General features: G+C 44.1%; 3 protein-coding genes and 1 CRISPR repeat array. All 3 genes read right to left on the bottom strand.

The genetic code is table 11. The features are described from left to right. Positions 1-62 precede the first annotated feature (62 nt). Positions 63-898: a CRISPR direct-repeat array (repeat unit 35 nt; unit sequence GTTTCCATTAATTAAACTTGCTAAGAAGTTAAAAG). Positions 899-1,112: 214 nt separating this feature from the next. Next, positions 1,113-2,141 (bottom strand): HlyD family secretion protein, encoded by a 1,029-nt coding sequence (locus IM477_RS00235; RefSeq protein WP_287729956.1) that lies wholly within the window; start codon positions 2,139-2,141, stop codon positions 1,113-1,115. 1 nt (position 2,142) lies between these two features. Further along, positions 2,143-3,168, bottom strand: a complete 1,026-nt coding sequence (locus tag IM477_RS00240; protein WP_287729957.1) for a metal-dependent hydrolase — start codon at positions 3,166-3,168, stop codon at positions 2,143-2,145. 202 nt (positions 3,169-3,370) lie between these two features. Beyond that, on the bottom strand, positions 3,371-3,631 hold the full coding sequence (locus tag IM477_RS00245) for a hypothetical protein (RefSeq protein WP_287729958.1): 261 nt from the start codon (positions 3,629-3,631) through the stop codon (positions 3,371-3,373). Positions 3,632-3,779 lie beyond the last annotated feature (148 nt).

Below are 3,779 nucleotides of genomic sequence, written 5' to 3' on the forward strand. Positions count from 1 at the left end.
AACTTGCTAAGAAGTTAAAAGCAGTAGGGGCAATTCATGAATTGCCCCTACTCCGTTGGATGGTTTCCATTAATTAAACTTGCTAAGAAGTTAAAAGTAGTCGTGACTGGAGTAATTGGGGCAACCGCTTGCCTCTTGTTTCCATTAATTAAACTTGCTAAGAAGTTAAAAGAAGAAATTGGCACATATCGTTTGCTTTCCCGGCAGGTTTGGGTTTCCATTAATTAAACTTGCTAAGAAGTTAAAAGCTGTGAGCCAAAAAAACACCACTCTCGAAAATGTTTTGTTTCCATTAATTAAACTTGCTAAGAAGTTAAAAGAAATCTATTTGGCAGGAAAAGCTGTAAAGATTTTCGTTTCCATTAATTAAACTTGCTAAGAAGTTAAAAGAGGATAAAGAGCTCCTTGCAGAGTACAAATACTTGTTTCCATTAATTAAACTTGCTAAGAAGTTAAAAGAGAGGGCTACCGATAATGTCTGAACAACAAAATTCGTACAAAAGTTTCCATTAATTAAACTTGCTAAGAAGTTAAAAGCCTGGCCTTTACTTTTCCTTTCTTAAAAAACAGAGGGTTTCCATTAATTAAACTTGCTAAGAAGTTAAAAGCATGATGACTTTTCTGTTTTTTCTAGTTTTAATTTGTTTCCATTAATTAAACTTGCTAAGAAGTTAAAAGGGGCCGTCCACGCTGAAGACACCCGAGGCTTTCTGGTTTCCATTAATTAAACTTGCTAAGAAGTTAAAAGGTGTTACAGTCGATAGCCGAGGCCACGGGGGTGACCAAACGTTTCCATTAATTAAACTTGCTAAGAAGTTAAAAGACTGCTTCTCGGAGTTCTCATTATACAAACTATATACAAAGTTTCCATTAATTAAACTTGCTAAGAAGTTAAAAGACTAGCTTGGCAAAACTAGGCTGTATAAGGATTGTACAGTAATTTTTCGTGGGATATTGAAAAGCATAGACATTATTAATAATAATTCTCAATAGTTACCTCAGTCATAAGGCTCAAAGCCTTACTGGACAAGGCATCGACGCACCTCAACGAAAACTCTAGATTTTCAGCCATTGTGTCTAACCCGCGAAAAATGTTGATAACTGATAACTGATTAATCCGTGATTAGTGAAATTGTCACCTTGAGAGTATTATCGGATTGGCTTTCGACCTTTATCCTTTTAATTGATCCGGCAAAAGGCGATCGAACGACGGCGATCGAGGACAGCCGATCATCGATCGAGGAGATTCTCTCCTTAAGCTGAGTGAGTTTAAATTCTCGATCGAGATTTTGCTGGGATACGGTGATAGCAGATTGATTAGCCTCTTCATTCCGCCGCGCTATAGCGATCTGATATTCGTATTCCCTCTGATTTTGGCTTTCTTTGGCGGCTCTTAGCCTTGCTTGAGCGATTTCTAGCTCCGCTCTCGCGGATTCTACCGCTTCCTTTAGTGCGCTGATGGATTCCTTGCGTCCCTGCTCAACTTGTTTGTATTCGGCTTCCCTAAACTTGTATTCTGCTTGGCGTTTTTCCCAGTTCGATCGCACTTCTTTAAGTTTCTCTGTTTCGTGTTCGAGCATCTCCAGCGGGATGCCCTTGACTTGGGCTATAGCCTCGATTTTTTTCTGCTGTAGCTCCACTTCCCGATAGGCTTGTTCGATCGCTGCTTTGGCAAAATCCACATTCGCCCGGGCTGTGATAAAAGGATCATTACTGAGGGCGCTCTGATAATTTCGCTGGGATTGGGAGAATTTTAGCTCTGCTTGCTGTATTGCCGCTTCTTCGATCGCAAAGCTGGCCAGTGGGATTTCCCGGATGGGGGGGGATATTCTTAATTGCGGTACTGGTGTTTGTTCGATCTTGGCGATCGATAGCAGGGTTTCTCTTCGCTCCCTGTTGAGCCTCGATCGCTCCCCATCGCGATCAGCGATCACCTGTCCCCTGGTGACTTTATCCCCTTCTCTCACTTTTAGATCGTTGGGATTGGCGATCGATAGATTGATTTTCAGGCGCTTGGGTGTGGCGCTTTTGCTAGGGGTTAAGTTTATTTCCGCTTCCACTGGTCTGTTTGTGGTTGAGGTCGGCTGTGCCAATGCGATCGGTGTGGTTAGTAGTACAGCGAGAAGAATAGATCGGATCATGTCAGTGGAATGGGGCTGGTGTGATGATTCGTGCTGTCAGGGTTCCGTAGCCAAATTGTCCCGATAAAATCTCGATCGCTTTTTCGATCGGGCAGTAGGAGAGATCAATCAGGTTTCCAGATTTGGTTAGGGTCGGGTATTGGTCCGGCGGGTTGGTGTTGAAAATATCATCGGGTTCATCTATTTCCAGCTTGCCGCTTAGATAGATGCCGCTTGTCTGATCGCTTAAGGCTTGCAGTATGCCATTTACCTCATCATCATTAAAGGTGATCACCTTTTCCCGGGTGGTGGCCGTCTTTCCTGTCTCTGCCGTGATCCGCGAGATGGTGATTTGATCCTCGGTTTTATAGATTCCTCGGTTATTTTGCACGATGAAATCTTTCCCCTCTTGGGCGATCAGAAAGAATCGGCTATTGATCGAGGCTCGATCGCTTACCTTATTTCCTTGGATATTTACCCAGATATGATGATCGGCTCCGTATCGATTGTACGCGGCTTCCACGCCCTCTTTAACCCCTAGCAATTGATTGAATGACAGCATTAATCCTCCTGAAGATTGCACATTGATCGACCAGATCGAGAGTAATAGTGCTAGGCCTAGCACCCAATACTCGATCGTGCTGCCAGTCCGCAGTCGGAAGTTAGGGTTATTGCCGTAGATGGCCCGCACGGGTGAGGGGTAAAATAAGCCCACACCTTCCTTGGTAAAGGTATCGGAAAAACAGGATAGTAAATGCCCCAATGGTAGGCATAGCCAAAGTTTCAGGGAGAAATAATAGGCGATCGGTAGAGAGATCAGCGCGATAATCCCCGTCGCCATTAGCGAGTGGGTGATGGTTCGGTGTGAGTATCTTTGTTCTATGAAAGATGCGATCGGGTAACAAATTCTGCCCATCATTGACTTAGTGGTATCGAGATCGGGAAGTTGGGAGCCAATGATCGATAATCCAAGGCCTAGGGGCGTAATTTCGCCTAATAGTAGGGTAGTTCCCGCCACTGATAGGGCGGCGTGGGTGAGGGCCATCATATCGGTATCTCGATCTGTATGTCTTTCCGTTTATTGTTAGATGGGTGCTGGCGGTGGCGAAAATAATGGATCGATTGATCGCCCTCTCTTCGGCTCCCCATATACTGCCAAACCTCCCCCTTATACTCACAGGCTCGATCGCCTTCTAAGAGTTCGAGTTCGTTCCATATCGCTTCCCATTCTTCGGGTAAAAGATTCATCATTATTTTTTTCCTAAAGGCTTTCTTCTTGCGGCTTGATTTAAGCCTATTCCCATATAGCGCAGGGATATTGCGATCAGCATTGCTATCCCTCCGAAAATATATAGCGATCGATCGCCTAGCCCCAAACCGACAAATCGGATAATCCCTAGGGCCGTAAAAATAGCATTGATAAAGGGCGCGACATTGACGTATTCGCTTCCTTTTCCTTCTGGGAAATGGCGGCCTAGTTTCGCCTCTTGTACTGCTTGCTTGGCCAGCATGGGATTAGAGCCGGCGATCGATTGTAGGCGGGCTATTTTGCTAAGCTTTTACGCATTTAAGTTACATTGACAGCATTACCCTTATTTTTAAGTTTTCTACTCCATTTAATAATCAATCCCCCTTCATTTAAAAGCTGATTGACTACTT

Source organism: Microcystis sp. M090S1, from assembly GCF_020246295.1.
In the GTDB taxonomy this organism is placed as follows: Bacteria; Cyanobacteriota; Cyanobacteriia; order Cyanobacteriales; family Microcystaceae; genus Microcystis; species Microcystis aeruginosa.

Bases quoted from the DNA above. Each gene is read 5' to 3' on its own strand.
- IM477_RS00235 (WP_287729956.1), bottom strand. From the start codon at position 2,141: ATGATCCGATCTATTCTTCTCGCTGTACTACTAACCACACCGATCGCA.
- IM477_RS00240 (WP_287729957.1), bottom strand. From the start codon at position 3,168: ATGATGGCCCTCACCCACGCCGCCCTATCAGTGGCGGGAACTACCCTA.
- IM477_RS00245 (WP_287729958.1), bottom strand. From the start codon at position 3,631: ATGCTGGCCAAGCAAGCAGTACAAGAGGCGAAACTAGGCCGCCATTTC.